Origin of the sequence: Deinococcus sp. AB2017081 (assembly GCF_034440735.1) — a bacterium.
Taxonomy (GTDB): Bacteria; Deinococcota; Deinococci; order Deinococcales; family Deinococcaceae; genus Deinococcus; species Deinococcus rufus.
On record NZ_CP140098.1, the window covers coordinates 22,059 to 46,257 of the forward strand.

Annotated in this window: 28 protein-coding genes; 14 read left to right on the forward strand and 14 right to left on the reverse strand. The window is 73.1% G+C overall.

Annotated features, from left to right (window positions below; genetic code table 11):
• Positions 1-7: 7 nt before the first annotated feature.
• From U2P90_RS00090 to U2P90_RS00105, 4 genes are all read right to left on the reverse strand, one after another.
• Positions 8-250, reverse strand: a complete 243-nt coding sequence (locus U2P90_RS00090) for a hypothetical protein (protein WP_322473261.1) — start codon at positions 248-250, stop codon at positions 8-10.
• A 43-nt stretch (positions 251-293) separates the two neighbouring features.
• Entirely contained in the window at positions 294-770 is a 477-nt protein-coding gene (locus tag U2P90_RS00095; protein WP_322473262.1) for a hypothetical protein, read from the reverse strand.
• Positions 767-1,039 (reverse strand): helix-turn-helix transcriptional regulator, encoded by a 273-nt coding sequence (locus tag U2P90_RS00100; protein WP_322473263.1) that lies wholly within the window; start codon positions 1,037-1,039, stop codon positions 767-769. The genes U2P90_RS00095 and U2P90_RS00100 overlap by 4 nt, the downstream gene beginning before the upstream one ends.
• Before the next feature lie 62 nt (positions 1,040-1,101).
• On the reverse strand, positions 1,102-1,551 hold the full coding sequence (locus U2P90_RS00105) for a GNAT family N-acetyltransferase (RefSeq protein WP_322473264.1): 450 nt from the start codon (positions 1,549-1,551) through the stop codon (positions 1,102-1,104).
• Positions 1,552-1,637: 86 nt separating this feature from the next.
• Here U2P90_RS00105 and U2P90_RS00110 point away from each other — a divergent pair, with 86 nt between their 5' ends.
• From U2P90_RS00110 to prmC, 14 genes are all read left to right on the forward strand, one after another.
• Positions 1,638-2,036 carry a hypothetical protein gene (locus U2P90_RS00110; protein WP_295820925.1) on the forward strand — a complete coding sequence of 133 codons (399 nt, stop codon included), beginning with the start codon at positions 1,638-1,640 and terminating at the stop codon, positions 2,034-2,036.
• A 27-nt stretch (positions 2,037-2,063) separates the two neighbouring features.
• A complete protein-coding gene (locus U2P90_RS00115; protein WP_295820923.1) occupies positions 2,064-2,255 on the forward strand; it encodes a hypothetical protein in 192 nt (63 codons plus the stop codon).
• 78 nt (positions 2,256-2,333) lie between these two features.
• Positions 2,334-3,869: a phytoene desaturase family protein gene (locus U2P90_RS00120; RefSeq protein ID WP_322473265.1), complete on the forward strand. Its 1,536-nt coding sequence runs from the start codon at positions 2,334-2,336 to the stop codon at positions 3,867-3,869.
• Between the two features lie 142 nt (positions 3,870-4,011).
• Positions 4,012-5,031 carry a carotenoid biosynthesis protein gene (locus U2P90_RS00125; protein ID WP_322473266.1) on the forward strand — a complete coding sequence of 340 codons (1,020 nt, stop codon included), beginning with the start codon at positions 4,012-4,014 and terminating at the stop codon, positions 5,029-5,031.
• Positions 5,021-5,686 (forward strand): lysophospholipid acyltransferase family protein, encoded by a 666-nt coding sequence (locus tag U2P90_RS00130; protein ID WP_322473267.1) that lies wholly within the window; start codon positions 5,021-5,023, stop codon positions 5,684-5,686. Before U2P90_RS00125 ends, U2P90_RS00130 begins: the two co-directional genes overlap by 11 nt.
• A gap of 67 nt (positions 5,687-5,753) precedes the next feature.
• Positions 5,754-6,866: a glycosyltransferase gene (locus tag U2P90_RS00135; protein ID WP_322473268.1), complete on the forward strand. Its 1,113-nt coding sequence runs from the start codon at positions 5,754-5,756 to the stop codon at positions 6,864-6,866.
• Between the two features lie 28 nt (positions 6,867-6,894).
• Positions 6,895-7,620, forward strand: a complete 726-nt coding sequence (locus tag U2P90_RS00140; protein ID WP_322473269.1) for a hypothetical protein — start codon at positions 6,895-6,897, stop codon at positions 7,618-7,620.
• Between the two features lie 82 nt (positions 7,621-7,702).
• Positions 7,703-9,121, forward strand: a complete 1,419-nt coding sequence (locus tag U2P90_RS00145) for a phytoene desaturase family protein (protein WP_322473270.1) — start codon at positions 7,703-7,705, stop codon at positions 9,119-9,121.
• Positions 9,122-9,475: 354 nt separating this feature from the next.
• Positions 9,476-10,624 carry a cytochrome P450 gene (locus U2P90_RS00150; RefSeq protein ID WP_322473271.1) on the forward strand — a complete coding sequence of 383 codons (1,149 nt, stop codon included), beginning with the start codon at positions 9,476-9,478 and terminating at the stop codon, positions 10,622-10,624.
• Positions 10,625-10,655: 31 nt separating this feature from the next.
• Positions 10,656-12,173, forward strand: coding sequence for an MFS transporter (locus tag U2P90_RS00155; RefSeq protein WP_322473272.1), 1,518 nt, complete (start codon positions 10,656-10,658; stop codon positions 12,171-12,173).
• Positions 12,174-12,182: 9 nt separating this feature from the next.
• Positions 12,183-13,367: a DUF418 domain-containing protein gene (locus U2P90_RS00160; RefSeq protein WP_322473273.1), complete on the forward strand. Its 1,185-nt coding sequence runs from the start codon at positions 12,183-12,185 to the stop codon at positions 13,365-13,367.
• Complete coding sequence (locus U2P90_RS00165) at positions 13,360-13,848, forward strand: low molecular weight protein-tyrosine-phosphatase (RefSeq protein WP_322473274.1); 489 nt, start codon at positions 13,360-13,362, stop codon at positions 13,846-13,848. Before U2P90_RS00160 ends, U2P90_RS00165 begins: the two co-directional genes overlap by 8 nt.
• Before the next feature lie 51 nt (positions 13,849-13,899).
• Positions 13,900-14,484, forward strand: coding sequence for a protein jag (locus U2P90_RS00170; protein WP_295821779.1), 585 nt, complete (start codon positions 13,900-13,902; stop codon positions 14,482-14,484).
• Positions 14,481-15,338 carry a peptide chain release factor N(5)-glutamine methyltransferase gene (prmC, locus tag U2P90_RS00175; RefSeq protein WP_380101441.1) on the forward strand — a complete coding sequence of 286 codons (858 nt, stop codon included), beginning with the start codon at positions 14,481-14,483 and terminating at the stop codon, positions 15,336-15,338. The genes U2P90_RS00170 and prmC overlap by 4 nt, the downstream gene beginning before the upstream one ends.
• Positions 15,339-15,358: 20 nt before the next feature.
• Here the strand turns inward: prmC and U2P90_RS00180 are convergent, their stop codons facing one another.
• From U2P90_RS00180 to U2P90_RS00225, 10 genes are all read right to left on the reverse strand, one after another.
• Positions 15,359-15,736, reverse strand: coding sequence for a hypothetical protein (locus U2P90_RS00180; protein ID WP_295820111.1), 378 nt, complete (start codon positions 15,734-15,736; stop codon positions 15,359-15,361).
• A gap of 188 nt (positions 15,737-15,924) precedes the next feature.
• A complete protein-coding gene (locus U2P90_RS00185; protein ID WP_295820114.1) occupies positions 15,925-16,584 on the reverse strand; it encodes a prepilin-type N-terminal cleavage/methylation domain-containing protein in 660 nt (219 codons plus the stop codon).
• On the reverse strand, positions 16,581-17,045 hold the full coding sequence (locus tag U2P90_RS00190) for a prepilin-type N-terminal cleavage/methylation domain-containing protein (protein ID WP_295820117.1): 465 nt from the start codon (positions 17,043-17,045) through the stop codon (positions 16,581-16,583). The genes U2P90_RS00185 and U2P90_RS00190 overlap by 4 nt, the downstream gene beginning before the upstream one ends.
• The gene (locus U2P90_RS00195; protein WP_322473275.1) at positions 17,042-17,515 is read right to left on the reverse strand and encodes a pilus assembly FimT family protein; all 474 of its coding nucleotides are present in this window, start codon (positions 17,513-17,515) and stop codon (positions 17,042-17,044) included. The genes U2P90_RS00190 and U2P90_RS00195 overlap by 4 nt, the downstream gene beginning before the upstream one ends.
• Positions 17,515-19,122, reverse strand: coding sequence for a hypothetical protein (locus U2P90_RS00200; protein ID WP_322473276.1), 1,608 nt, complete (start codon positions 19,120-19,122; stop codon positions 17,515-17,517). The genes U2P90_RS00195 and U2P90_RS00200 overlap by 1 nt, the downstream gene beginning before the upstream one ends.
• Positions 19,123-19,412: 290 nt before the next feature.
• Positions 19,413-20,264, reverse strand: a complete 852-nt coding sequence (locus U2P90_RS00205; protein ID WP_322473277.1) for a 4-(cytidine 5'-diphospho)-2-C-methyl-D-erythritol kinase — start codon at positions 20,262-20,264, stop codon at positions 19,413-19,415.
• Positions 20,257-20,946, reverse strand: coding sequence for a 2-C-methyl-D-erythritol 4-phosphate cytidylyltransferase (gene ispD, locus U2P90_RS00210; protein WP_322473278.1), 690 nt, complete (start codon positions 20,944-20,946; stop codon positions 20,257-20,259). The genes U2P90_RS00205 and ispD overlap by 8 nt, the downstream gene beginning before the upstream one ends.
• Complete coding sequence (locus U2P90_RS00215; protein ID WP_322473279.1) at positions 20,943-21,515, reverse strand: UbiX family flavin prenyltransferase; 573 nt, start codon at positions 21,513-21,515, stop codon at positions 20,943-20,945. Before U2P90_RS00215 ends, ispD begins: the two co-directional genes overlap by 4 nt.
• A complete protein-coding gene (locus tag U2P90_RS00220; RefSeq protein WP_322473280.1) occupies positions 21,512-23,608 on the reverse strand; it encodes a hypothetical protein in 2,097 nt (698 codons plus the stop codon). The genes U2P90_RS00215 and U2P90_RS00220 overlap by 4 nt, the downstream gene beginning before the upstream one ends.
• Entirely contained in the window at positions 23,605-24,198 is a 594-nt protein-coding gene (locus U2P90_RS00225; protein ID WP_322473281.1) for a glycerol-3-phosphate acyltransferase, read from the reverse strand. Before U2P90_RS00225 ends, U2P90_RS00220 begins: the two co-directional genes overlap by 4 nt.
• Position 24,199: the final 1 nt, after the last annotated feature.

A 24,199-nucleotide genomic window follows, 5' to 3' on the forward strand; every position in this document is an offset into this window, starting at 1 on the left:
TCCGGTTCTACCGGTTCGGGTGGTTCTGCGCAGCCCTGGCGGCCTTCTCGGCATCCAGGGCCTTCTTGTTCTGCGTCCAGCCGAACGACCGGACGGCGTCGACGGCGAACCACACGGCCAGCACCCCGGCGAGCGCCACCCACACCCACGCCTGCGCCTGGAGGGCGAAGAAGGCCCCGACCGCACACAGCACGGCCAGGGCCACACTGGAACCGAACACGATATGGGGCGGAACGCGGCGACCGAACATGGGGGAAGGGTACCCCCCGCCGTCTTACTCGGATCTGTCGGGCCTATTCCCGCAGGTCGGGTTCCGTCCACGCCAGGATCGTGGTGGGCAGGGTCGGGATGAACAGCACTGCGCCCATCCAGATGGTCATCCACGCAAACGGCTGAGTGGGCAGGGGCAGCGACCCATTGTTGTGGGCGAGGTAGAAATACAGACTGCCCAGCAGGAAGGCCACACCCAGCACCCGGTACGCGGTGATGTGGGCCTGCGCGAGCCGCTGCCACTGCCGTTCGTCGAGGTCACGGTCGCGGCCCTCGGGTAGACCCAGGCGGGCCGGACGCATGAGCTGGACGCTCCCCAGGATCACCATGACCAGACCCGCCACGGCCAGCACCAGCCACACCACGCTGCGGGAGGCCAGGAGTTCCTGTATGACGATGCTGAGAATCAGCACGGTGTAGCCACCAGTTGCGAGCAGCACCACGCGGCGGCGGCGGGACAGCGGGGCCAGCGGACGGGACGATGCGAGACCAGCATTCATGAGGAACCTCCGTACACGGTCGTGCTCAGGGGCGTGAAGGGTGTGCGCGAGAAGATCGCCTCGACCGGCAGGCCGAAGTACTCGCTCAGGCGCAGGGCGAGATCCAGGCTGGGCGCGTACTCGCCGCGCTCCAGGTAGCCGATGGTCTGGTAGTTCACGTCCACGGCCGCCGCGAGATCCTGGCGGGACAGCCCCCGTTCAGCCCGCAGCACCGGCAGGCGGTTGTACAGAGTGGGCGTGGCGGGACGGCCACTTGACTTGGCAACCATGCTGCGTATTGTTGTATATATACAACATAATATCAAGTGGGGCGGTCATTCTGTCGCCGCAATCACACCTCGCGCTCCAGCATCACGCCCTGCATGTCGGTGACCGCGTAGCCGGTGGCCTCGTAGAAGGCCTGCGCTCCGCCGTTGTCGGCGAGCACCCACACCAGCGCGACGCCCTCGCGGCGCATCTGGTCGTGCAGCGGGGCCACCAGCGCCCGGCCCACGCCGCGCCTCCGCCAGGACTCGCGCACGCCGATCTCCTCGAACATCACGTGCCGGGCTCCTCCATGCCGGTTGCGGTGCACGTAGGCCATCAGGAAGCCCACGGGCCGCCCGGCGGCGTCCTCGGCGTGCCAGTGCCACACGTGCGGGTCGCCCAGATAGGCGCGGGCGTCCGCGTCCGTCAGGGGCGGTGTGGGCTCCTCGCCGGTGAAGTCGGTCTCGTCGCGGGCGACCCACGCGAGCGCGGCGGCGTCGCCGGGGCCGAGCCTCCGCACCGTGAATGCAGGCATGCCCCCATGCTGCGCCCCGCGCCGCCGCGGGCGCATCGGCCATCCGGCCCACCGTCCCGGCGCGCGACGGCGGGTACGCTGCGGGCATGAGTGCCCGACCCGACGCCGCCCGGCCCGCCGCCCCGCCGAACGTCATCGTGGGCCTGATCCTGAACCTGCTGCTGCCGGGCTCGGGCTTCACGTACATCGGGCGCTGGCACTGGCACCTGCGCTGGATCGCGATCATGGCCGTGCTGACGGTGCTGGGGCTGGTCGTGAGCGCCATGCTGGGCGTGGCCGTGCCGGTGCTGCTGCCCATCCTGGGGCTCGTGGCCCTCGTCACCCACTACGGGCGCGAGTACGCTGCGCAGCGGGTCGTGGACTTCCAGCCACACGTCGCCGATGGCGTGAAGATCGCCCTGATCGTCGGGCACCTCGTCCTGAACCTCGTCGGGCTGTTCCTGCTGGCCTCGGTGCTGCTGCCCACCCTCTCCGGCCCCCGGTAGCGCGCCACGCAGCTGCGCGAGGACGCCGTGGCCCGCGCGATCCAGACCCGCGCGGCCGCCCAGCAGACCGCCGGCACCCTGAAGGCCGAGGCGTGCGACCTGACCGGCATCCGGCCGGACGTGCGCGCGCCGGTCACGGCCTGCACCGTCACGCCGGGCGGGAACAGGCCCGCCGTCGCCGTGACCTTCGGCAGCGGACGCACGGTGCGGCTTCCGTAACCCGGGCGGCCCGGCCCGTTCGGCACTGCACTCCACCTGACCGTCCGGCCCCGGCACCGCGTGCCACACTGATCCCCGATGCCGGATTTCGACGTGATCGTGATGGGCGCGGGCCACAACGCCCTGGTGACGGCCGCCTACGCCGCGAAGGCGGGCCTGAAGGTGGGCGTGTTCGAGCGCCGGCATATCGTCGGCGGGGCGGTCAGCACCGAGGAGCTCGTGCCCGGATACCGCTTCGACTACGGCGGCAGCGCGCACATCCTGATCCGCATGACCCCGGTGGTGCGCGAGCTGGAACTGACCCGCCACGGCCTGCACTACCTGGAGGTCGATCCGATGTTCCACGCGTCGGACGGCGAGCAGCCGTGGTTCATCCACCGGGACGCCGGGCGCACGGCGCGCGAGCTGGAGGAGAAGTTTCCCGGCCAGGGCGAGGCGTACACGAGATTTCTCGACGACTGGACGCCGTTCGCGCGGGCGGTCGCCGACCTGTTCAACGCCGCGCCCGGCCCGCTTGACATGGGCAAGATGGTCGTGTCGAGCGGGAAGGGCAAGGACTGGATGGAGCAGCTCCCGCGCATCCTGCGCCCGTACGGCGACGTGGCCCGCGAGTACTTCACGGACGAGCGCGTCCGCGCGCCCCTGGTGTGGATGGCCGCGCAGAGCGGCCCGCCGCCCAGCGACCCCCTGAGCGCGCCGTTCCTGCTGTGGCACCCGCTGTACCACGAGGGCGGCGTCGCGCGGCCCAAGGGCGGCAGCGGCGGCCTGACGCAGGCCCTGAAACGGGCCATCGAGGCCGACGGCGGGCAGGTGTTCGTGAACGCGCCCGTGAAGGACATTCTCGTGAAGGATGGAAAGGCGCAGGGCATCCGGCTGGAGAACGGCGACACGTACACCGCCCGCGCGGTCGTGTCCGGCGCGCACGTCCTGACCACGGCGGGCGCGCTGCCGGACGAGCACGTGCCCGCTGCCGCAAGGCAGGTGCGCGTCGGGAACGGCTTCGGCATGGTGCTGCGCCTCGCGCTGTCCGAGCGGGTGAAGTACCGGAACCACACCGAACCCGACAGCCGCGTGGGCCTGGGCCTGCTGATCAAGAGCGAACAGCAGCTGATGAAGGGCTACGGCGAGTACCTGGCGGGCGAACCCACCACCGACCCCCCGCTGATCGCCATGAGCTTCAGCGCCGTGGACGACTCGCTCGCCCCGCCGGGCGGCGAGGCCCTGTGGCTGTGGGCGCAGTACTACCCCTACGAACTGAGCAGCGGCTCGTGGGAGACCCGCACCGCCGAGGCCCGCGAGAACATCCTGAACGCCTTCGAGCACTACGCCCCGGGCACGCGCGACACCATCGTCGGGGAACTCGTGCAGACGCCGCAGTGGCTGGAGACGAACCTGGGGCTGCACCGTGGCAACGTCATGCACCTGGAGATGAGCTTCGACCAGATGTTCTCGTTCCGCCCGTGGATGAAGGCCAGCCAGTACCGCTGGCCCGGCGTGCAGGGCCTGTACCTCACGGGGGCCAGCACGCACCCCGGCGGCGGCATCATGGGCGCGTCGGGCCGCAACGCCGCGCAGGTGCTCGTGAAAGACCTGACCCGGCGGCGGTGGCGGTAGGCATGAGCCGCGAGGGACGGGCGATGGAGCGGGTGATCGAGGAGTCCATGTCGGTCGGCGTGGCGGCTCCCTCCCTCTCCTACGGGGGGAGAGGGGCCGGGGGTGAGGGGGCGTGCGACCAGCGCTGCTGCCCTCCCGCACCATGACCGTCCTCTCCCCCACCGTCCGGCGGCTCGGGCTGGCCTTCGCGGCGCTGGGTGTGGCGTTCCTGGGCGCGCTGCTGGTCATCGCGGGGAATCCGGTGGGGTGGGCGCTGATCGCCGTGGGGCTACCGCTGTCGGGCGCGCTGGCGCTGGCGGGGGACGCGCTGGGGCGGGGCTTCGGGCCGACACTCGCGCAGCGGGCGCGGGCGCTGGCGGCGCAGACCGCGCCGTGGATGTGGTTCGTGGCGCTGTACGCGGCGCTGAAGATCCCCGTGCCGCTGTGGCCGCAGGGGTTCCCGGTGCTGGGGCTGGCGAGCACGGCGGCGCTGTTCGTGGCGGCGCTGCTGTTCGTGTGGGAGCGCGAGAACGCCGCGAAGGCCGGGATCATGGCGCTGGTCGCCTTCGCGCTGGGGCTGGCGGCGGAGGTGGCGGGCAGCCGCACCGGCATTCCCTTCGGCGACTACACGTACGCCGGTGCGCCTGCGCCGACCGTGCTGGGCGTGCCGCTGATCGTGCCGCTGGGGTGGTTCGCGCTGACCCTGACCGCCACGTGCCTGTCCGGCGGGCGGCCGTGGCTGGCGGGCCTGCTGATGACGCTGTGGGACGTGGGCCTGGAGCCGCTGATGACCGCGCAGGGGTACTGGCGCTGGACGGATCCGCTGGGCGTGTGGGCGGGCGCGCCCGTCGAGAACTTCGTGGGCTGGTGGGGGGTGGGCACGCTGATCGCGTGGATCTTCACGGGGCTCGCGCCGCGGCTGTTCGGGCTGCGGACGCTGGAGTGGGCGTGGGCGCTGCCGTGGTTCGCGCGGGCCTTCCCCATGGGCGGCGGCCCGGCGCTGAGCCTGCTGCCGCGCGCCGCGGTCGCGAGGGCGGACTTCCGGGTCGTGTACGCCATCGAGGCCTTCTTCCTGCCGGGCGGGCTGGTGCTGGTGGGCCGCTTCGCCGAGGCGGCCGTAACGCTGGCGGCGATGCTCGCGGGCCTGCTGTTCGCGCGGCGGGTGACGCGCCGTGACGCCTGAGCGCCATCCCTGGGCGACCGCGCTGCTGCGCCGCAGCATCCGCCGCAGTGTGGACACCGGCCTGGGCGGGGTATGGGTGCGCGGCCCGCTGCCGGTGGGCGGGGCGGTGCTGGCCCCCAACCACCACTCGTGGTGGGACGGCTACGTCCTGCGCGAACTGAGCGGGTGGGCCGCCCACGACTTCCGCGTGCTGATGACCGGGCGGCAGCTGTCGCGCTTTCCGTTCCTGCGGCGGGTGGGGGCGCTGGACACGCGCGAGGTGCGGGCCGCCGTGCGGGCGGCGCACGCGGGCGCGTGGGTCGTCGTGTTCCCGGAGGGTGCCGTGCAGCCCGCCGGGCCGCTGCAGGTGGTGCAGCCGGGCGCCGCGTGGATCGCCCGGAACGCGGGGGTACCCCTGGTGCCCGTCGCCCTGCGGGTGGTCATGCGCGGCGGGCAGTGGCCCGAGGCCTGGGTGCGTGTGGCCGAGGCAGTGACGGCTGACGGGCTTCACCGCAGCATCTCCCGCGAACTGGCCGCGCTGGATGCCGATCTGAGCAGCAGCGACCCCGAACAGCCGCTCGCCGGCTACCTGCAGGCCGTGCCGGGCCGGGCAAGCAGTTCAGATCACGTGGACTGGCCTGCACGTCTGCTGACCCTCGTCACGGGCGACCGATGATCCGGGCTGGGGATGACCGGGCCCGATGAGACGGTCTGAGCGCCCCGGTCATTCCCACCGTCGGGACATGCCGCCTGTCCCGCCGGCCCTGACCGCCCGCGTGTACCGCTCGCTGGCGCTGGGGTGGCTGGCGACCAAGGCGGCGGTGCTGCTGATCAATGCCGTGGCCTTCCCCCGGCTGCGGCCCGGCACGCCGGAGGCACGTCCGCGCGTGTCGGTGCTGGTGCCTGCCCGGAACGAGGCCCAGATCCTGCCGGTCACCCTGCCGTCCCTGCTCGGCCAGGGCGCGGACGAGGTGATCGTGCTCGACGACCGCAGCGCGGACGGCACCGCCGACGTCGCGGCGCGGCTGGGCGCCCGGGTCATCCGGGGCCAGCCCCGGCCGGCCGGCTGGCACGGCAAGCCCTGGGCCTGCCAGCAGCTCCTGCATGCCGCCACGGGTGACGTGCTGATCTTCGTGGACGCCGACGTGACATGGCAGCCGGGCGCGCTGGACGCCATGCTGGCCGAACTGGAACGCACGGGGGCCGACCTGCTGAGCGTGCAGCCCCGGCAGCACAACCTCACGCTGGGCGAACGTCTGCTGACGCCCCTGGTAGATGCCGCCGTGCTGTCTTACTTCCCGTACCCGCTGATCCGGCTGCCGCAGGCGGCGGCGGGCATGGCGAACGGGCAGGTCATGGCGCTGCGCCGCGCCGCGCTGGAGGGGGTGGGCGGCTTCCGTGCCGTGCGGCAGGCCGTGCTGGACGACACGGCCTTCGCGCGGCACCTCAAGGCGCGCGGCGGGCAGCTGGCAGTCGCGCTGGGCGGCGACGTCGTCGGGGTGCGGATGTACGGGTCGTACCCGCAGTCCGTGGCGGGCTTCTCCAAGAACGCCCTGCCGCTGCATCTGCAGTCACGTCCGCTGCTGGTGCTCAGCGCCCTGGCACATCTGGGCGTGTACACGCTGCCGTGGGTGGTGCGCCTTCCCGGCTGGCGCGTGCTGCGCGTGGCCAGCGTGCTGGAGCGGCTGCTGGTCAACCTCCTGACCGGGCGGCGGCGGCCCGCCGATCTGCTCGAGGGCCTGCTGGGGCCGCTCACGCCGCTGCTGGCGCTGCCGGTGTACGCCCGTGCCCTGCGCCGCACGGTCACGTGGAAGGGCCGCACGTACCAGCAGACGCCGGAGGGCCGTCAGGAGTGAATCATGCGCTCCGGCGTAGGCTCGGGTCATGACCATTCAGCGGATGGGAACAGTGCTGGCGGGACTGCTGCTCGCCTCGCTGGGGATGGCGGCCGGGTTCCAGACCGTGTCGGTGGCCGACGTGGACGGCGCCCGGCCGGTGCGCTTCTGGTGCGACACGCCGGGCCGGGTGCTCGCGCTGGCGGTGCCGACCACGGCCCCCGGCCCCGGCACCCTGGCGCAGTGGGCGGGGGGCCAGCGCAGCCTCACGCCCGTACAGGTCGGCGTGGACGATCCCGGCGCGGGGCAGGTCTACACGCCCCTGGGCATTCCAGGCCAGCCCGCTCCGGCCGATCCGGGGTATTTCGTCCACAGCAGCACCATCGAGAACGCTCAGGATCCCGCGTACCGGATGACCCACGTGAACGGGTTCCGCGTGCCCGCCGGCACCTTCACGTGCCGCTATGTGCCGCAGGCCGCCGTGCTGGCCGCCACCGCGAAGCACACGGTGATCGTGTGGGACTCTGGCGGCCGGGTCACGTATGCCAGCCGCAACCGCGACGGCACACCCGGCGTGCAGCTCACCGGCGGCACGCACACCCGCGCCGGGGGCCGCGAGGTCTACCGCTGGACGCAGCGCGGGTACACGTACAGCGTCAGCGTGGGCAATCCACAGCTCGGACAGGTTCCTGGCGGGGAGCTGCGGGTCAGCCGGGGCGGCGCAGTGCTGAACACGTGGCCGCTGCAGGCGTACACCCTGAGTACGCCCCGCTGACCATCCGACCCTGAGCCCACCGCCCTGAGCCCATCTTCATGCCTGAAGGCCGGCTTCATGGGGATGACCTATCCTCTGGCGCATGGCGAGCCGGCGCAGTGTGGGGCACGTGGCCGTGATCGGTGCGGGCTTCGCCGGGCTGGCGGCGGCCGTGCGGCTGGCGCGGGCCGGGGTGCGCGTCACGGTACTCGACAATCTGGACGGCCCCGGTGGCAAGGCTGCGCTGGGGGATCCTGGCTTTTCCAGCGGCCCCACCGTCGTGACGATGCCGCAGGTGTTCCGGGCACTCCACACCCGCCTGGGCTGGACACCCCCGACCCTGGAGGCGGCGCGGCCCACCACCACGTACCACTCGTCGCAGGGCCGCACCTTCGCGCCCGAGGCGCTGCATGTGGCGGGCAGCCTGGAACCCACGCTGGCGCAGCTCTCGAAGGCGCAGGGCCGGCGGTATACGCAGCTGCTGTCCGCGTCGCGGCGGATGTACCACGGCGCGGCCCACACCTTCCTGTTCGCGCCGCCGCCCTCGCGCCTGCGGCTGGCCCGGTACGCGCTGCGGCACGGCCGGCAGGCCGCGCCGCTGGTTCCCCTGCACCGCTACGTGCGCTCGGGATCGCTCACGCCCTTCTGGCTGCGTTTCGCCACGTACCTGGGGGCCGATCCCTACCGCGCCCCCGCCGTGCTGCACAACATCGCGTGGGTGGAACTGGGCTACGGCGTGTGGCACCTGGGGGGCGGCCTGCTGCAACTCGCCCACCGTCTGCACGCCGAGGCCGCACGGCTGGGCGTGCGCTTCGAGTTCGGCACCGGCGTGGAATTCCTGAGCACCCACGGCAGCCGCGTGCTGGGCGCCCACACCACCCGGGGCTCCTTCGCGGCCGATGCCTGGGTCAGCGCCGTCGACCGCGCCCTGACCGTGGAGTGGCTGGGCCTGTCCCAGAAGCCCACGCCACGCGGCGTGAGCGGCTTCGCGCTGCAACTGCACCTGCGCGGCGACCATGGCCACGCCCACCACATCTTCTGGCCCACCGACTATGCCCGCGAGTGGCGCGACATCCGCACCGGGCACCTTCCCGCGGATCCCACGCTGTACCTGCACCTGGACGGCGACCGCGCCTTCCTGCTCGTGAACGCCCCCCCGATCCCCGGCGTGACCAACGAGCCCGACGTGTACGGCGCGTTCCTGCTGCGCCGCCTGCAGGAACGCCATGCCCTGGATGTGGCCGGGTGGCAGGCCCTGTCGCCGGCCGAGTACGCCCGCACCGCGCAGGGCGGCGCGCTGTACGGCCGCGCCCCGCACGGCCTGAGCGGCAGCCTGCGCCCCGGGTGGACGTTCCCGCAGCTGCGCAACCTCGTGCAGGTGGGCGGCACCGTGCACCCGGGCGGCGGCGTGCCGCTGTCCATGCTGTCCGGCTGGAACGGCGCGGGCAGCGTGCTGGGCCTGCCCTACGACGATCTGGGGGGCCTGGACGTCCCCGCAGAGGGCGAGGTGTGGGAGTTCTGAATCGGCGTCCGATGTGATGGCAGTGTCCAGACAACGCAGAGGGACAGCGTGTGCCGTCCTGACCATGGTTCAGAAGGCCATCACTCTCGGTGCCCGATGCCGCAGGTCATGACCGCGCCAGACCTGACATCCGGCCAGCTCCAAGGCACGGCGAGCAGCGTCCCGACAGGCTGCCACGAACTGCTGACGGCCACACCGCCTGCCCACTGGAATCCAGATGAGTAGTCCCAGGACGCTGATCTGACACGGCAGCCCCTGGCATGCACCCTTCCTTTGTGGCCCCTTCGGCACACGGTGTGACTGAAGAAATGCCGTCTCGCCCCTCATCATTCCGGCCGGTATCCTGCCCGCACCTTGAGCCGATCCGATCTCCGTGCCCTGCCTGAACCGCCGACCCGTCCGGGCAACGGGCACCTCCAGGACTGGGCCTTGAAGCCCCTGCCGCTGATCGAGGCGGGGGCACAGGCCGCCCGGGCGGCGGGCCGCGACGTGTTCCGCCTGCGCCTGGGCCTGCCGGCGGTGGTGGGCTTCAGTCCGGCGTGGAACCGGCGGCTGCTGACCGATCTGCGCACCTTTGTCAGCGCGGGCAGCTTTTCAAGGGTGGTGCCGTACCTGTCGGGCGGGGTGATCCTGTCGGACGCGCCGGGGCACGCGGGGCGGCGGCAGCTGATGAATCCGGGCTTCGGGAAGACGCACCTGGCGGCGTTGCAGGCCCGGACGCGGGCAGCCCTGCCGCCAGTACCAGACGGCGACTTCGATGCGCTGGCATGGGCCGACCGGACGGTGCTGGCGCTGCTGAACGCCGCGTACTTTTCCGGCGAGTTCGATGCCGGGCTGCTGCACGCCTTCCTGGCCCCGCTGCGCCGCCCCTTCCCGGTGCCGGCCCTGCCCCGGCCGCTGCTGTTCCTGCGGGTTGAGGCCGAGGTGCGGCGGCTGGGGCACCGGCGACTGGTAGAGGGCGGCGACGACCTGCTGGCGGTGCTCGCGCCCCTGCCCGGCGGCTTCGAGGAGGTGCGGGTGTCGCTGGCGGCGGCGCACGACACGACCACACACGCGCTGGCCTACGCGCTGTGGTTCCTGGCCCGGTATCCGCAGTGGCATACGCCGGAGCACCACGCGGCCGTCCTGAAGGAGGTGCTGCGCCTGTACCCGCCCGGCTGGATGGGCAGCCGCCGCCTGAACCGGGACGTGGACTGGAACGGCGTGAGGCTGCCGCACGGGGCGCTGGCACTGTACTCGCCGTATCTGTCGGGCCGCGATCCGGAACTGTGGGAGCGTCCGGACACCTTCGACCCGGCACGCTGGCACGCGAAACCGCCGGCGTGGGCGTACCTGCCCTTCGGCGGCGGCGAGCGCCTGTGCCTGGGGATGCATCTGGCACAGATGCTTATTCACGACGTGCTCGGTGCCCTGCCTCCGCTGCAGGCCATACGGGGCGACGACACGCCGCAGCCGGGCATCACGCTGGGGCCGCGCGGGCCGCTGGTGGTGAGGCGACACTGACCACGGGCACCGGCGTCCACTACCCTGACGTATGACCGCCGCTCCAGCGCCGCTGACTCCTCAGGAACGCTGGACGCTGGCGGTCACGGTGCTGGGTTCCAGCATGGCCTTCCTGGACGGCACGGTCGTGAACGTGGCCCTGAGCGCGGTGCAGCGTGACCTGCACGCCACGGCCGGCGGCGCGACCTGGGTGGTGAACGCCTACGCGCTGATGCTGGCGGCCCTGATCCTGGCGGGCGGCGCGCTGGGAGACGCCTTCGGGCGGCGCCGGGTGTACGGCTGGGGCGTGGGCATCTTTGCGCTGGCGTCACTGGCGTGCGGGCTGGCCCCCTCACTGGGCACCCTGATCGCGGCCCGCACCGTACAGGGCATCGGCGCCGCGCTGCTGGTGCCGGGCAGCCTGGCCATGATCGGCGCGGTGTTCGACGAGTCCCGGCGGGGGCGGGGCGTGGGCCTGTGGAGCGCGGCCAGTTCGGTCATGACGCTGCTGGGGCCCGTCGCGGGCGGGGCACTGGTCGATGTGGGGTCGTGGCGCTGGGTCTTTGTGATCAATGTGCCGCTGGCCGTGGTGGCGCTGATCCTGCTGCCCCGCGTGCCGGAGACGCGCGCGCCGGGAGCCCGGCCGGACTGGCTGGGCGCGGCGGGCATCACACTGGCGCTGGGCGGGCTGGCCGGCGCCTTCACGCGGGCCGGCGAGGCTGGCTGGGACGGCGTGGCGCTGGTTCTTCTGAGCGTGGCGGCACTGGCCTCGGTGTTCTTTGGCTGGTGGGAAGGCCGGGCACCGGCCCCCATGCTGCCGCCGGCGCTGTGGCGCAACCGGATCTTCGTGGGCACCAACGCACTGACCCTGCTGCTGTACGGCGCGCTGGGCGCGGTCAGCCTGTACCTGCCGCTGTCCCTGATCGGCGCCCGCGGCCTGAGTGCCACAGCGGCGGGCGCGGCGCTGCTGCCGCTGTCGCTGCTGCTGGCCGGGCTGTCCGGGTATTTCGGGGCGCTGGCCGACCGCCACGGCCCCCGGCTGTTCCTGACGGCCGGGCCGGCGCTGGCCGGGGTGGGCTTCGCGCTGCTGGGTGTGCTGCGCGGCGGGTACTGGACATCGGTGTTCCCGGCGGCCGTGGTGCTGGGCCTGGGCATGGCCCTGACCGTGGCCCCACTGTCGAGCGCGGTGATGGGCAGCCTGGGCCGCGAGCGCAGTGGCGTGGCCAGCGGCGTGAACAATGCGGTCGCCCGGGCGGCGGGGCTGCTGGCGGTGGCGGCACTGGGCCTGCTGCTGGTCGCCAGCTACCGCGCGGCGCTGGATGCACGGCTCCAGGCGGCCGTGGGCGACGCCCCGTGGCGGGCGCAGGTGGTGGCCCAGGCCCCCCGCCTGACCGATGTCCAGCTCCCGCCGGGGGCTCCGGCCGCCGCGCAGGCCGCCGTGCGCGCCGCCTTCGCGGACGCCTTCGGCACGGTCGCACTGGCGGCCGGGGCGCTGGGTGTGCTGGGTGGCGTGGCCGGCGGGGTGCTGCTGCGCCGCCAGGACACGCCGGGTCGCCCGGCCGGACGCTAGCCTGGGGGCATGACCGTGCCCACGCTGCCCCCAGACACCGCGCCGCAGGGGGTCGAGGAGACGACCGGACCGGTGCCCGAACGCGGCCCGGTCAGGGAGCGCTCACCGCTGCCAGACGTGCTGCGCGGCGTGGCGCTGCTGGGCATCCTGATCGTGAACATGCAGGACTTCGCCGGCTTCCTGGAGTGGCGGCAGACCGGGCTCGACCGCGCCGTGCAGGTCGTGACCGACGTGCTGGCCAACGGACGCTTCATCTCGATCTTCGCCATGCTGTTCGGCTGGGGCGCGGCGGGGCTGCTCGCCCGGCAGGGGGCCGGCACCTTCCTGCTCCGCCACGGCGTGCTGCTGGCCGTGGGCACCGCACACCACGTGCTGGTGTGGCACGGCGACATCATCAGCAACTACGCGCTGCTGGCGCTGGCGCTGTTCGTGGTGGCGCACATGGGAGCCCGCGCACTGGTCGTGCTGGCCGGCGTGATGGGCACGTACTGGCTGGGCCTGGGCGTGCTGGCGGGACTGACCAGTGTGGGCAGCGTGGGCGGGCGCTTCTCGGGCCTGCCGGGCCTGTCGGCCGGTCAGTCCTGGGCACAGGTCGTGGCCGACCGGGCGGCCGAATTCACGCCGGTGCTGCTGTCGGGCACGCTGTACAACGGGCCGTGGCTGATCGCGCTGTTCTGCCTGGGCGCGGCGGCGCAGCGCACCGGCCTGCTGCTGCGCCCGCACGAGCACCGGCCGCTGCTGCGGCGGCTGGCGGTGGGTGGCCTGGGCGTGGGCCTGCCGCTGGGGCTGCTGCTGGCCTACCTGAACACCCGCCCGGACTACGCGTCGGGGCTGCTGGCGGTGCCGGTGCGGATGTCCGGCGGGCTGGCGTCCGCGCTGGGCTATGTGGGAGTGATCGGCCTGCTGACCACGTCGGGGCGCCTGGGGCCACTGCGACATTTCGCGGCCAGCGGCCGGGTCGCCCTCTCGAACTACCTCGCCCAGAGCGTGGTCATGACGGGCATCTTCTATCCGTACGCCGGCGCGCAGTGGGGGCAGTGGGGCGCGGCGGCGTGCGTGGTGCTCGCGCTGGCCGTGGGGGCGGCGCAGCTGCCCATCAGTGCGTGGTGGCTGCGCCGCTTCGGCAGCGGGCCAGTCGAGGTGCTCGTGCGGCTCCTGGTCTACGGCGTGTCCAGCCGGAGGCCCCATGACTGACCCTCACTCCCGCCCCCCCCTGCGTGTCCTGGCGCTGTGCCTGGGCAACATCTGCCGCAGTCCGCTGGCCGAGGCGCTGCTCGCCCGCGAGCTGGAGGCCGCCGGGGTGAGTGCGGTGGTGGACTCGGCCGGCACCGGCGAGTGGCACGTGGGCCGACCGGCCGATCCGCGCAGCCGCGAGGTCGCCCGCCGCCACGGCCTGACCCTGGGTGGCCGGGCCCGGCAGCTGACGGTTCACGACTTCCACACGCAGGACGTGATCCTGGCCATGGACGCGCAGAACGCTGCCGACGCCCGGCGGCTGCGGCCCGGCGGTGCCCGCGCCCGGATCGTGCTCATGCGCGACTTCGACCCCGACGCCCCCGGCACCGACGTCCCGGATCCGTACACCGGTGGCCCCGACGCCTTCGAGGACGTCTACGGCATGCTGGAACGCAGTGCCCGGAGCTTCGCGGCGCAGGCCGTCCGGATGGAGCCGTGAGGGCGCGCCAGCGTGGGAACGTGGTGAGAGGCGCACTGTAGACTGCGGGGCATGGACAACCGCACGAACCTCGACGACTACCTCGCGGGGCTGGGGATCAGCGACGCCGACGAGCAGGAGTTGCCCCCGCCCGCCCCGGAGACGGCACCCAGCGCGGCCCCCGCCCTGGAGGCCGCCCACGAGGCCCCCGTCGTGACCCTCGAACGGTTCCTGCGCGGTCTGGTGGCACGGATCGACCCCTCCCTGAGCGTGACCGTGCAGGACGCTGGCGAGGCGCTCGAGGCCGAGATCACCGGTGAGCACGCCGCCCGCCTCGCCGGACGCGACGGCCGCACCCTGGGGGCCATCGAGGTGCTCGCGTACACCGTGCTCGCCAAGCAGGACGGGCGCGGCGAGCTGCGCGTGCGGGTGGACGTGGGCGGCTTCCGCAAACGCCAGGCCGAGACCCTGACCCGGCTGGCCGAGCGCCTCGCCGTACAGGTCGCCAAGAGCGGCGAATCCCACGAGATGCAGCCCATGCCCGCCGCCGAGCGCCGCGTGATCCACATCGCCCTCAAGGAGCATCCGGACGTCATGAGCGAGTCCGTCGGGGAGGGCCAGAGCCGCCGCCTGGTCATCCGGCCCCGGCACGGTTGAGCCCGGCCCTGACCGGCCCCGGCCCCACCCGCCGCGATCTCCTGCACGCCATGGCCGGGCAGCTGCGCCGCGCCGGCGTGCCCTCGCCCGAGGTCGACGCGCGGGCGCTGCTGCTGCATGTCCTGCAGCTGAACCCGGTGCACCTGATCACCGCCCCGGACGCCCTGGTGCCGCCCGGACACGCCGACACGCTGCGCCACCTGACGGATCGCCGCGCCGCCCGTGAACCCCTGCAGTACCTGCTGGGCACCGTCGAATGGGGCGGCCTGACGCTGCACGTCGATCCGCGCGCCCTGATCCCGCGCCCCGAGACCGAGTGGCTGCTCCACCTGACGCTGCGCATCCTGCGCGGCGTGAGCGCGCCCCGCGTGGTGGACGTCGGTACCGGCAGCGGGGCACTGGCGCTGGGCCTCCGGGCCGCCCGGCCGGACGCCCACGTCACCGCGACCGACCTCAGCCTGGACGCCCTGGCCCTGGCCCGCGAGAACGCCGCGCACACCGGCCTGCCGATCACGCTCCGGCACGCCGACCTGCTGTCGGGCGTGCCCGGCCCCCACGACATGGTCGTCTCCAATCCACCCTACCTGCCCGACGCCGACCGTGACCACGCCCAGCCCGAGGTGCGCCACGACCCGGATCACGCGCTCTATGCGGGACGGGACGGCCTGGACATTGCCCGCCGGCTCGTCGTGCAGGCCCACGCCCACCTGGCCCCCGGCGGTCACCTGGCGCTGGAACTCGATCCCCGCAACGCCCCCACGCTCCTCGACGACCTCACCCACAGCGGCTGGACGGCGCAGCTCCACACCGACCTGACGGGCCGTGAACGCTTCATCACCGCCCGGCGCGGGTGATCATCGGAGCGGGCCGTCCGTCAGAACTCTTCGTTCTGGAGCGACACCAGTGACCGCTGCCACTCCGGATGCGACGGCAGACGTTCGGTGCGCGGCAGCAGCTGGGCCACCTGCTCATAGGACACGCCCTGCAGGACGGTCGCGCAGACCGGCGTGAGCACCGTCAGCTGCGGCTGCGGGCCGGTGCAGTCCAGCACCCCGAACTCGAACGCGGTCTCCAGCGACTGACCCGCCGCACGGGTCACCACGGCCCCGTAGCCGTTCGAGAAGCGGAACGTGAGGACGTCCCCCTCCGGCAGGGACTGCCGGTGCGGCAAGGCCAGCACCTGTGGAAAATCCACGGTCTGCTCGAACAGCAACGAGCGGCTCTCGAATCCCGGCGGATCAATCAGGGTCATGGACGGCGGTCTCCCGGCCACCCGGAGGGAACAGTGGGGACGTTCCGGGCGGCCCACCAGCGACTCGGCTGGTCATACCCGGAGCGTACCGGACAGCACCTTACCTGCCCCTGACGCGGCGTCTCCTAAAGGCGTGGATCGGTGTGCCCGCGCCGTGTGCGTCGGGAATGCCGGCCGCACACGGCACATCAGTAGATGTTGCGGGACACCGCGACCGTCGTGATGGTGCGGCCGGTCGTCGCCCGGCCGAGCACCGTCTGCCCGGCGGCGAGCGTCAGGGTGACGCGCCGCTGCCCCACGCCGGCATACGCGAAGGTGCCGGTGTCCAGGTAGTCGGACACGATCCGCAGGGTGCCGCCCACGGGCGGGGTCGTGGGCACGGTTCCCACATTGGTGCACGCGACGTACTGCACCAGCACCCGGCGGGCCTCGTTGGCGGGATCCGGCGCCACGCTGGTCCATTCGCCGCCCCCCGTGACGGCGCTGCGCGTGACGAAGGCGTACGCGACATACTCGTAATAGATCCCGGCACGGTCACAGTCGCCGTCCTTCACGGCGCGGGCCGTCAGCACGAGCTGGTCTGCACCGGCGGTGGCCGACGCGCCCGGCGCCACGGCATCCACCCCCACCGGCTGCCCGCTGGCCGCGATCCGGTAGGCCCGCCGCACGTCGTCCGCGACGACATTGGCCGCCTGCTGCACGTGCTCGATCCCGGTGGACTGCGCCACCGACAGCTGCGAGAGCCGGTTGGTGCCGTGGATCAGCTGCGACGCGAGGCCCAGGATCAGCGCGGCGATGGCCAGGGTGATCAGCAGCTCGACCAGCGTGAAGGCGGCGACCCGGCTCATCGGCGGTACAGCTCCGTCACGGTCGAGTGTGCCGATCCGCTGCCCAGCGGCGTGTACGTCACGGTCACGCGCATCAGTCGGGCGTCCGCCGAGGGCGTCAGGGTGGGCACCGTCGGTGCGGCGGATGTGAAGGTCACGTTCCTCGCGGCATCGCTGACACACGGATACGTGGCCTCGGCCGTGTCCACCTCGCAGGCCGTGACGCGCCAGGTGTGATCCGCCACGGCCGGCGGCGTCCGGGAGCCCAGCACCCCGAACGCCGCCGGGCTGCGCCACGCCTCGGTGACGCCCTCCAGGTACGCCTGAGCGGCCTGGTTCACAGCCAGGCCGGAGCGCGACACGCTGTTCATCCCCAGCGACGTGGTGATCGCCGAGGACAGCGCGACCACGACCGCGAACACCGCGATGGCGACGAGCACCTCTATCAGGGTCATCCCGCCGACCCGCGCCGTGGAGGTCACGGCGTCACCGTCTTGAGGAGCGCCGTCGGTCCGAGCAGATACACCGTGCGGCGCCGGGCCGCGACCACCACGTCCAGCTTCAGGTCGTGTCTCAGCGCGCCGTAGGGAGCGAGCAGCGTCGCGTACGCGCGGCCGGACGCCACGGACGGGCACGTGGTCCGGCACGCCAGCGACAGGGTACCGGCCTCGACCGGCATGGTGGCCGACCACGTCGGGGGAGCGGCAGGACCGCTGCCCTGGTACAGCGTGAAGGTGCGGGTCGCGGCATCCAGGGTCACGTACACGTCGTGGTTGGTGATCCGCACGCGCGCCCGGGCGCGGGTGAACACCCGCTGCACCTCGGACACGGCGGCCTGAACCCGCATGGTCTGGGTCCACGTGAGGTAGCTCGACACGCCCAGGCCAGCCAGGATGCCCAGGATGGCCACGACGACCAGCACTTCCAGCAGGGAGAACCCGGTGGCGCGCATCAGTTGCCCTGCTCGGCCCACGAGAAGGTGGCCTCGGCGACCCTCGGCACCGCCAGGGTCGGCATGGCGGTGTTCAGGTTGGTCTTCAGTCCCGCCAGCAGCGGCTTGCTGTAACAGAAGTTGTAGTAGTCCGTTCTGCCGCCTGTCGTGGTGGTCGGACAGATCTGCGAGGCCACCCGGCCCGGCGTCGTGCCGGCGAGTGTGGTCGTATAGATCCGTGAGGACGGCACCCCCGCCGCGTCGTAGGCGATACCGCCGGTCACATCGTTCTCGACGATCACCGCGCCCATGAACGCGCCGTCGGTGCCGGTGACGGTCACGTCCATACCGGGCGGGGTGGGCCGGGTGGCGCTGGTCGCCGTCAGGTCGTGGGTGCCGATGATGTAGAGCAGCCCCCTGAACGCCCCTCCCTTGAGCGTGACGTTCATGGTGGCGCTGTTCCTGCCGGTGACGGCCGGAGCCTGGATGATCAGGACACGTGCGTCGGGGCAGGGAACCACGTCGATGTCGAGCTTGTTGCCGTTCGCGCCGGGAGCGTCGAGCCACTGCACGCCGTCCGTGGCCGCGTCACACCGGTCCGCCTGGACGATCCGGTTCGCGGGCAGGGCCCCCTTGAAGGTCGCCTTGGTCACGCCGAAGGTGGTCTGGAACAGGCGATCGGGCCGGACCGGCAGGTGGCCGCACGCATAGTCGATGCAGGAGGTGTCGCCGTTGCCGTTGGTCGTGATGGAGTTCGTGGAACTCAGGATGGACGCGCCACGCGTGGTCACGGCGAGCTGGTCACCCGTCGAGAGCGGAAGCGTGGTTCCCGTACCGCTGGCGCCGGTGGTGCTGTTGTCGATCAGGGCCAGTTCCATGACCCCGCCCAGGGGATCGGCCGCCAGCACCTTGTACGCGCGGGGCACGGTGGTGCCGCCGGCATACGTGGCGTAGGTCACGACGTCCCCGACCCTCGGCGGCGTGCCGCCGGTCACGGTGACCGTGTAGACCGGGGACAGCGGATAACCGGTGGGATAGCCGGGCTGGGCCGGATCGCGCGGCTGGCAGCCGCCGGGCCCCTGCGTGCAGCTGATCGTGAAGCCGCTGGCCGACGTGCTGCCGCCCTGCTCGCCCTCGACCATCTTGTTGCCGCTGTTGACGACGCTGCCGTCCGAACTGACCGCCGAATCCGAGATGGACTTGAGGACAAAATAGATGTCGTAGCTGAGCACCACGGTCCGTGTTGCTCCCCCCGTGGCCGTGCCGGTCGAGCGCAGTTCGACCTTCCCCTGGCCGGGCACGGCGGTGCCGGTCACCTCGAACTGGCCGCCCGCCACCTCGCTGCCCGAACGGAGATCGCTGAGCTTCAGGACATTCGCGACCTGATTGGCGACATACGCCGGCTCCTGGCCGATATACAGTGGCCCGGACACCGTGAGGTACCGGGTGATCCTCGCCATGGCCCGCTCCAGCCCGGCGTTGGCCAGGTAGAACGCGGGGATCTTCTGGGCCTCGGCGGCGGTCGTCTGCCGCACCGACACCGCGAAGGTCGACGCGACGACCAGCATGACCACGACCAGCACCGTCATGGTCAGCACCGCCACGAGTACGAATCCATCCCGTTTCATCGCGTCCTCCTGCAGCAGCCGTGCGATGCGCCCAGGAACGGGGAAGGTGCGGGGGGCGCCACCCCGCCGGAACCGAGGGTGTTCCGGGTACCAGGCTGACCTGACCCCAGCGGCGAACCACATCCGGTATCCACAGATGGTAGCAGCCCGGCCATGCGTGCGGCGGGCCTGGTGCCGGGCCACGCCGGGTGACGGCCGGAACGCCGCGGTTCAGCCGACGTCGGCACGGAGCGGGCCGTTCCGGGACGGATCGGCCCTGCTCCACCCGGCAGAGGGCCCGGCGCGACGGATCACAGCGTGCTGGTGGCCTGCACCCACCACTGCGGAAAGCGGGCAGCGATGGCCTGGGCGCAGTCGTGGGCGTGATCCTCGCTGCCGGCCAGAGCGAAACACGTGCTGCCCGAACCGCTCATCAGCGGGGAGCGCAATCCGGCGTCCGCCAGGGCGCCGAGCGCTTCCTGGATGGCCGCGTGCCGGGCGGCGACGGGGCCTTGCAGGGCATTGAGGTACGGCACCGGCCGGCCGTCCGCCAGGGTGGCCAGCACCGTGTCGATGTCCAGCGGCACGGTGAAGGTCTCCTCGGCGTCGAGCCAGTGGTAGGCGTCGCGGGCGCTGACCTCCACGCCGGGATTGACGAGCACCAGCGGTGTGCGCGGCACCGGCAGCGGCGTGAGGATCTCGCCGGTGCCCTCCGCGACGGCCGCCCGGCCCAGCAGGAAGAAGGGCACGTCGGCCCCCAGCGGGCGGGCCAGAGCATGCAGGTCGAGGCCGGCGGGATACATCCGGGCCAGGGCCATCAGCGTGGTGGCGGCGTCGCTGCTGCCGCCGCCCAGCCCACTGGCGACAGGCAGCCGCTTGTGCAGGATCAGCCGGGCGCCCTGGTCGGTGCCGGCGGCGTCCAGGTACGCGCGGGCAGCGCGGTACACCAGGTTGCGCGAGTCGGTGGGCAGATCCGCGCCGCGCACCTCCAGCGTCAGGGTACTGGCCGGCGCCACGCTCAGGTCGTCGCCGGTCGCGAGCGGCACCATCAGGGTATGGAGGTCGTGGTAGCCGTCAGCCCGCGGCGCCCGCACGCTCAGGCCCAGGTTGACCTTCGCGGGCGCGAAGTACGTGGTGCTGCCGGGGGGAAGCGGATCAGGCATGCCCGTCAGCATCCCACACCCGGGCGACCGCCTGGGCCAGCGGCAGGTCGGCGGGCGTGGTCACCTTGAACAGCCGCGCGTCGCCGGGCACCAGCCGCACCGGATGCCCCTGCCGGGCGAGCAGTCCCGCGTCGTCGGTGGCGGCGTGGCCGTCGGCGCGGGCCAGGTCGTGCGCGGCCAGCAGTTCCAGCCGCCGGAACGCCTGGGGGGTCTGCACGGCCCACAGGTGATCGCGCGGCACCCCCTGGAGCCACTCGCCGCCCGGCGTGGCCCGCACCAGGGTGTCGGCCACGGGCAGCGCGGCGGTCGCGGCTCCGGTCTCACGCACGGCGGCCAGCAGGGCGTGGATCGTCGCGGCTCCCAGGAACGGCCGGGCCGCGTCGTGGATCAGGACGTGGCACGCCGACGTGGCCTGCAGCAGGGCATACACCGTGTCCTGCCGGGTCGCGCCGCCCACGATCACACGGACGTCCCCCAGGTCTGCCTGTGCGCCGGGCGACAGGCCGGCGGGCAGGGCCACGATCACCTCGTCCACGTGAGGCCGCAGGGCATCGATGCTGCGGCGCAGCAGGCTGCGGCCGTTCACGCTCAGGTAGGCCTTGGGCCCCAGGCCCAGGCGCGTGCCGGCCCCGGCAGCAGGAATCAGCGCCGCAACGGTGTCGGCAGCGGCCTGGCCCCTCACGGCGTGCCCCCGTCCTGGCCCCAGCGGCGCATGCCGGGGGTGTCGAGCCCGAACTGGTCGAGCACCCGCACGGTCACGAAGTGCAGCAGTTCCGCCACGTCGCGCGGGGCGTGGTAGAAGCCGGGGCTGGCGGTCATGACGGTCGCCCCGGCGTCGTGCGCGGCCAGCAGGTTCACGAGTGCGGGGCGCGGCAGGGGATCTTCACGCACGACCAGCACCAGCGGGCGGCGTTCCTTGAGGGTCACGTGCGCCGCACGGGTCAGCAGCGTGTCTGCGAAACCATGCGCGATCTTGGCGAGCGTGCCGGCCGAGCACGGAATCACCAGCATGCCCGCCGTGCGGAACGACCCACTGGCGACGCTGGCACCCAGGTCGCGGTCGTCATGGACATGCGCGGCCAGCGACACCAGATCGGCCAGCGTGGGCGTGCCGCCCTCGGCCGCCATGACGCGCTTCGCCCCGCTGGACACCACCAGATGTGTGTCGACGCCGGCGTCCCGCAGGGCCGCTAGCACGGCATGGGCATACGGCATCCCGCTGCCGCCGGACACGCCGACGACCAGCTTCACAGGCGCTCCCCGACCGGCGCGTCCGCACGGCGGCGTCGCCGGTGCTGGATCTCCGCGCCCACGAACACCAGGGTATTGAGCACATAGGTGGCGACCAGCGTGCCCAGCAGCGCTCCCTGCCCCGCCGCTCCGGCCAGCACCGGCACGTCCGGAAAGCCGACCAGCCCGGTGCGGGGGGCCAGGGCTGCCACCGCCGTGCTCCAGGTCAGCAGCAGCATGCCTCCCCACGCGCTGTCCATCACGGACGTGCCCGGCAGCAGCAGCCCCAGGGCGCGGTAGCCCAGGGGGCGGGCCCGGCGCACGCTGACGGGCGCTCGCGGCAGCAGCAGCGACAGGATCAGCACCCCGGCCAGCAGGCCGGCAGCCGTCAGCGCCACGCCCAGCCGGACGCTGCGCCCGGCCCCGGCGGTATACAGCTCCTGCGGCGAACGCAGCGCCCCCACCAGCGTGACGCTCAGGTCGCCGGTCACCGCGCGGGTCAGGCTGCGCTGATCCGGGTAGCACAGCCGGGGCTGGCCGGGCCGGTGGGCGCGCTGGAAGGCCGCGCCGGGCACGGCCGGGTTCAGGCCCAGGTTGAAGGCCGCCGCCTCCTGATCCGGCCGGGCCGACAGCGCGGCGCGGTAGCGGTCGCGGGCCTGGGCGTCGTCGCCGCGCGCCTGGGCGATCACGCCCAGGTTGTTCTGGGCACAGGGATCGGGCAGGGCGCGGGTGTAGGCGTCGCGGGCCTCGCCGTCGTCGCCGCTCAGCTGGGCCGCCAGCCCGCCCAGCAGCGCGGCGTCCGGGCCGGGGCGCAGGCTCAGGTCGGCGAGCTGCGCCGCGCTCCAGCCGCCGCCGTAGGTGCCCAGGTTCAGGGCCGGGGCACGCAGGGCCGCGCTGGCCTGGTTGCTCCACTGCCACCCGCCCAGCGCCGTGACCAGGGCGGCCGCCAGCAGCGCCAGCAGCAGCCGCTCGCCCAGCGACGTGTACGACACGGTGACGCGGCGCGCACGGGCCAGCGGGTGGCGCAGCCAGGACCGCCAGCGCCCGCCCAGCGGAGCGGTGTCGCGCCCCTGTGTGGCCCACGCGCGGGCCTGCAGTGCCCACAGCGCCGCCGCCACGGCGATCAGCAGGGTCAGCGTGGCCAGCCGCGCCGCGTCGCGCACACCGCGCAGGCCCTGCGGCCCCAGGTTGTACAGCGTCCCGGCGTTCAGCGAGCGCGTGAACTGCCGCCACTGCTCCGCCTCGCCACTGCGGCCCTGGGCGTCCAGCACGGCGGCGTAGCGGGCGTACAGGGACGGGCCGCCCTCAAAGCGGGGGTGGAGATCGCGCAGGTAGCGCATCCACACGTCGGCGCGGGCCAGCCGGTTCTGCGTGAGCAGGGTTCCCACGTAGCCGCTGGGATTGCCGTAGGCATACAGGGCGGCCCGGCTGACCGGCAGTTCCGGGTCGAGGCCGCGTGCGGCGGCGTCCCGCTGGGCCCGGCCCAGGGCGAGGTCGGCGGCGGCCGGATAGCCGGCCCCGTCCAGCCGGGCCGCCAGCTGCACCCACGCCGGGAAGGGCAGCGGCCCGGCCAGGGCACGCCGGACGCTGGTCAGGGCACGGTACGGGTCGGCGCGGGCGGCCCGCGCCTCGCGCAGCGCCAGGAAGGGATTGGTGGGATCGGCGGTGACGGCCTGGGCCAGCAGCGCCGCCGGCACCGTGTCGGCGACGCGGGCCAGGTGGCCGGTGATCTGCGCATCCGGCGGCAGCACCACGCGCTCGCGCAGGGTCACGCCGGCGCTGCTGTCCAGCGTGTAGCGCTCGGTCAGACTGCCCTCCTGCGTGGTGACCAGCACGGCCCCGCCCGAGGCGTCGATGGACGTGACCAGTCCCGGCAGATCCGCGCGGCCCAGCACGCTGCCCGCCGCGTTCAGGACGTAGACGTTCGGCCCGGCCCCCACGTACGTCAGGTCACCGACCTGGAGGGGGCCGCTCAGGTCACCCATCACGGCCGGGTAGGTGCGCTGCCACAGCACGCGCGGGCCGTCCTCGTAGCGCAGGGTGCGGCCCTCCAGCACCGGGGCGGCCTGGGCGACCTGGGCCGTCAGCGCCAGGGCCAGCAGGGCACGTCTCACGGCTGGCCCGACTCCGCGCCGCGCCTGTGGGGGGGCCGAACCAGCAGGTGCGCGGCCCGCACCGCCATGGCGGCCCCGCCGGCCAGCAGGTCGCTCAGGCCCCCGTAACGGGTGGCGAGCAGCAGTCCGACCGGCACGGCGACGGCGGTGGCGAAAGGCACGGCATTGAGGTTCACGCGGGACTGCAGGGTGGCGCGGTACAGCGGGATCAGCAGCAGCCCGGTGCCCACCATCCCGGCCAGCGTGAGTGGAGCGGCAACGAGCAGGGCGCCCAGCAGCGGCGCGATCCCCCCACCCCCCTGGAAGCGGAAGTACAGCGGGTAGCAGTGTCCCAGCACGACCCCCAGCATGGCGACCCAGGTGGCCTCCGGGGCCAGGATCAGCCCCACCCCCGCCGCGACCGCGCCCTTCACGATGTCCAGCACCGTGACCAGCACCGCCGCGCCCACGCCGTACTGGCGGTACGTGCCGCTGCCGCCCGGCAGGTCGCGGCCCCGGATGTCCTCGCCGCGCCTGCGGGAATACAGCACGCCCGCCACCAGCGATCCGAGCAGGTAGGACACGGCGAAGACGAGCAGCAGGGCAGCCATA